A 3926-nucleotide genomic window follows, 5' to 3' on the forward strand; every position below is an offset into this window, starting at 1 on the left:
ATTCAGAATACGAACCCGGTATCGGTTGCCCCGGAACAAGAGCTGGTCAAACAAGGATTTGCTCGGGAGGACCTTTTTGTCGTGGTCCACGAGCAGTTCATGACCGACACCGCAAAAATGGCCGATATCGTATTGCCGGCGACCCAGTTTCTGGAACATGATGACATCTATAAAGGTGGCGGACATCAGTACTTCCTTCTGGGTCCAAAGGCAGTTGAACCTCCGGCAGGGCCACGTGAAAACCTGTTTGTCATCAATGAGATTTCAAAGAGAGTTGAAGCAAAATCTCATCCTGGTTTCGATATGAGCGCGCGCGATCATATCGACTGGATGCTTCAAAATTCAGGCCTGGGAACGCTTGAAGAACTCGAAGCAAACAAATGGCGGGATTTGCAGCCTGATTTCGAGACCTCGCACTTCCTGAACGGTTTTGGCCATGACGACGGCAAGTTTCACTTCAAACCGAATTGGGGGCGTTCAGCAGCGCCCAACAAACCGGATGGTGAAACGGCTTTCGGTCCTTGGCTGCAGATGCCCAAGTTGCCGGATCAGTGGGACAGCATTGAGCTTGCCGACGAACAGCATCCATTCCGATTGGTGACAGCTCCGGCGCGTTCGTTTCTCAACTCCTCCTTTGCTGAAACAGAGAGTTCGAGAAAAAAGGAAGGCCGCCCGGAAGTCTGGTTGCGGCCTGATGAAGCTGCTCATTTCGGAATTGAGGACGGTGCCAAAGTCAAAATGGGTAACAAGCGGGGCGTAGTGACGCTTCACGCGCGTCACGTCTCGAACCTGGCACCCGGCACAGTCATATCCGAAGGCATCTGGCCAAATGATGCCTTTGAAGATGGCAGAGGCATTAACACGTTGACAGGGGCCGATCCGGTCGCTCCCTACGGCGGTGCGGCGTTTCATGACACCGCTGTTTGGGTGAGGGCAGTCTAAGAAGCGTTGAGGTTCTGGATCCGGGAACTGCGCGCATAGGGTTCGATATCCGAATTGCGGGATGATCCACCTTGGAGTTTTCCTCTACAAGTGACTTCCGGCGCCACCAGAACCGATGTCCATCGTCTCCAGACCAGAGGTGACAAAGTCCTGAACCTAGTCCGCCCTTGACGCCAGATAGTTCAAATAGATCGCCTGTTTTATATTCCGGGCGATCGATCTGTTGCGTTCGGCTATCTCGGTGTCTCCGGAAGTCCATTCACGGAAGACGATTTCACTGGGAGAAAACACCTTGTTGATCAAACTGTTTTCGGTTTTCAGATTAAGCGAATGCTCTCTTTCAAGAATTGACCTGGCCTCTTCAGGAGTGAATACGCCGCCAAACTCCTTTGACATTGTCTGGTAGAAATCGCTGATTTGTTTTGCGATTTCGGGATTTATGTAAAGTGGTCTGAAAGCCAATGCTGTAGGTGTTTCAGTTTGTTTCAGAGTTGGAAATCGCGCAATCATGCTTGTTTCGACGGAGACTTCTTTCGCGCCGTCCCTGTCCGCTTTGATCGACTTCATCAATGCCTCTGCCCACGGAGCCTGCTTCACGACCGGAGCCAGGTTTTCCGCAGAAAGCGTGATCCTGCTTTCCAGCTTCAAGGCAACCCTTGAGGTGATTTTCACTTCACCTTCAAACCAATAAACGGTTTCGGGAACGGCAAGCCCGTCGACGGCGCTCGACCAATCGTCATATTTGGGGCAAAGGTACACATTGAGCGAGTTACGTAAGTCAATCAGCGCAACGGAAAGGGTTTCCGAGCGGGCGCGGAACTTGCCTTGTCCCTCGTCAGGACTGGCATATTCAACTGTGTCGCGCCGCGTAACGATGTTTTTGGAAGGGAGGGCCGCATCAGCGTCTCCTTCACCGAGTACTACTGTTTTCTGCCAGTCGTTTCCTTCGCCTGTCTGGTTGACGTCATGCTCGGCCCTCTGGCTCAACGCGCCAATGGTCAAAGGGCCGCGTGTGCAATTGGTCAGGCTGTGGAGCCTGTGATCCTGGGCCGAGAAATACCTGATCAGGTCGCCGGCTTTGAACGGTCTTGGTCTGTGCAGCACAATGATGCTCGGGTCGCTGAAATAGCTTTTGTAGAACTCGTGATCGACAAATTCCTGTCCGGCGACAGAGTTGCTGTAAACCAAAGAAATAATAAAAAATGCGGTCTTGCAGTGCATCGGTCATTCGCCTTATGCAATGCCCACTGACCCTTTATCATGTAGGTGCTCATCGCAACTGCCGCAAGGTAAAGTAGCTTGATGTTTCTTTAATCAACTCAAAGTGATGCAGTTTAAGCGGCGGGAGTCGGCTGGTTGCCTGGGGTGCCAGACAAGACGCTTGCCGCAAATTGCATGTCTTACTGATGAAGTTTCAGGCTCCCGGTCAGAGATTTTACCCATCTTGTGGGGCCGAAGAGGCCGATGCCGTCTATCTGCTCTTCTTTTAAGTCACGCATCGGAATTGCGTTCCGATAGTCGTCAAAACTATGCAGAAGCCTTGCGAAGGAAGGAAAAAGGACCATGCCACCACTGTCTGGCAGCGTTAAATGCGCTTTTGACATCAGATCCTGCATGGCTTCTCCCGCTGCCTGCAGAACAGGAACGGGTCTGTCGGCGCTGGTTAGAAAAGACAGGCCGGCACGGTCGCTGAGTGTGACGTTGCCGAAGCCGGTTTGCCCTGCGCCAAGGCCAATTCCAATCGTCGCCACAGTGTTGGCCGCTTGGCCAGACGAAAGTGTTGGATTGACAATGATAGCGATCCGTAGATCGCCTTTTCCCTGTAAACTCATGGTTTTGATCCCGTCGGCAAATTGAAAGAAGTGCGACCGGCAGGATGACCTCATTCACCTGAAAGGTGTTGTCCATTTTATTTGAAACGAAGGCGGAAATAGGTAAGGTCTTTCGAAAGCAGATTTATTTATGAAAGATATTACCGATGAATGAGCTATCGAAGGAAGATATAAGGATCCTCGAAAAACTTCAGGCAGATGGAAGGATAACGAATTCTGCGCTTGCCGAGACGGTGTCCATGTCTGCTTCTCCGTGTTGGCGCCGGGTCAGGCAGCTGGAAGAGGAGGGCATCATTCGCGGCTACAGCGCTAATCTCGACCGACGGCAAATCGGACTGGGTGTTCTCGTCTATGTCACGATCCAGATCGATGACCATTCGGATGCGGATGCGACGCGCTTTGAGCGTCGGGTGCAGGAACTGTCTGAGGTGATCTCCTGCCACTCGGTTTCCGGCAGCGCTGATTTCATGCTGACGGTCGTTTGCAGGGATCTCGACTCCTACGCCGAGTTTTCAATGAATACGCTGCGCCGACTGCCCGGTATCAAGACCATGACGACCAATTTCGCTCTCAAGGAAATCAAGCCATTCAGGGGCTTGCCGCTCGGCTTGTGAGCATCGCAGGGGCGAAAGGTCAAATAAAAAGGGCGGCGTATCATCCGTCCGATACCACCGCCCGCCTCAGGTGACGATCAGATCTGCCCTGGATTGGGGCTCCCGGGAGTCAGGTCTGATTTTCTGAGGTATCTGTATCAGGTGTCACCAGCCTGCCTTCTTCGGCCTTGTAAAAATACTGGCTCGAAACCAGCCAGCCCTTGAGAGGGCGGAGCATGGGAATGCAGGTGATCAGGATCAGCGGCAGCGTGGTCACCAGATGAACCCAGTAAGGGGCGGTGAAGGCGACCTCAAGCCAGATGGCAAATGCAACTGCCGGAACACAGCCAAAGCAAATGACAAAAAAGGCTGGTCCGTCAGCGGGGTCGGCGAAGCTGAAATCCAGGCCGCAATTTGTGCACTTTGGCTTCAGTGCAAGAAAGCCGTCAAATATCTTGCCTTCTCCGCAACGGGGGCACCGGCCTTTGATGCCGGTCTGGATCGGCGGGAGTTTGGGCCAGTGTTGAGTCGTGCTCATCGGCCACCCTTTCGTGTGCTA

At 52.9% G+C, this 3926-nt stretch carries 5 protein-coding genes; 2 read left to right on the plus strand and 3 right to left on the minus strand.

Going from position 1 to position 3926, the window contains the following annotated elements:
• Nucleotides 1–942, plus strand: a 942-nt coding sequence (locus K5905_RS29300) for a molybdopterin-dependent oxidoreductase (protein WP_297591066.1), incomplete at its 5' end; no start/stop codon positions are given.
• A 156-nt stretch (nucleotides 943–1098) separates the two neighbouring features.
• Here the strand turns inward: K5905_RS29300 and K5905_RS29305 are convergent.
• Together K5905_RS29305 and K5905_RS29310 are read right to left on the minus strand one after the other, a co-directional pair.
• A complete protein-coding gene (locus tag K5905_RS29305; RefSeq protein ID WP_297591067.1) occupies nucleotides 1099–2163 on the minus strand; it encodes a hypothetical protein in 1065 nt (354 codons plus the stop codon).
• 179 nt (nucleotides 2164–2342) lie between these two features.
• Nucleotides 2343–2774 carry a DUF2000 domain-containing protein gene (locus K5905_RS29310; protein ID WP_297591070.1) on the minus strand — a complete coding sequence of 144 codons (432 nt, stop codon included), beginning with the start codon at nucleotides 2772–2774 and terminating at the stop codon, nucleotides 2343–2345.
• Nucleotides 2775–2920: 146 nt separating this feature from the next.
• Between K5905_RS29310 and K5905_RS29315 the strand changes: the two genes are divergently transcribed.
• Complete coding sequence (locus K5905_RS29315; RefSeq protein ID WP_297591073.1) at nucleotides 2921–3388, plus strand: Lrp/AsnC family transcriptional regulator; 468 nt, start codon at nucleotides 2921–2923, stop codon at nucleotides 3386–3388.
• 109 nt (nucleotides 3389–3497) lie between these two features.
• Here the strand turns inward: K5905_RS29315 and K5905_RS29320 are convergent, their stop codons facing one another.
• On the minus strand, nucleotides 3498–3905 hold the full coding sequence (locus K5905_RS29320) for a DUF983 domain-containing protein (RefSeq protein WP_297591075.1): 408 nt from the start codon (nucleotides 3903–3905) through the stop codon (nucleotides 3498–3500).
• Between the last annotated feature and the right edge of the window lie 21 nt (nucleotides 3906–3926).

This window comes from Roseibium sp. (assembly GCF_025698965.1).
GTDB lineage: Bacteria > Pseudomonadota > Alphaproteobacteria > Rhizobiales > Stappiaceae > Roseibium.

Bases quoted from the DNA above. Each gene is read 5' to 3' on its own strand.
- K5905_RS29305 (WP_297591067.1), bottom strand. From the start codon at position 2,163: ATGCACTGCAAGACCGCATTTTTTATTATTTCTTTGGTTTACAGCAAC.
- K5905_RS29310 (WP_297591070.1), bottom strand. From the start codon at position 2,774: ATGAGTTTACAGGGAAAAGGCGATCTACGGATCGCTATCATTGTCAAT.
- K5905_RS29315 (WP_297591073.1), top strand. From the start codon at position 2,921: ATGAATGAGCTATCGAAGGAAGATATAAGGATCCTCGAAAAACTTCAG.
- K5905_RS29320 (WP_297591075.1), bottom strand. From the start codon at position 3,905: ATGAGCACGACTCAACACTGGCCCAAACTCCCGCCGATCCAGACCGGC.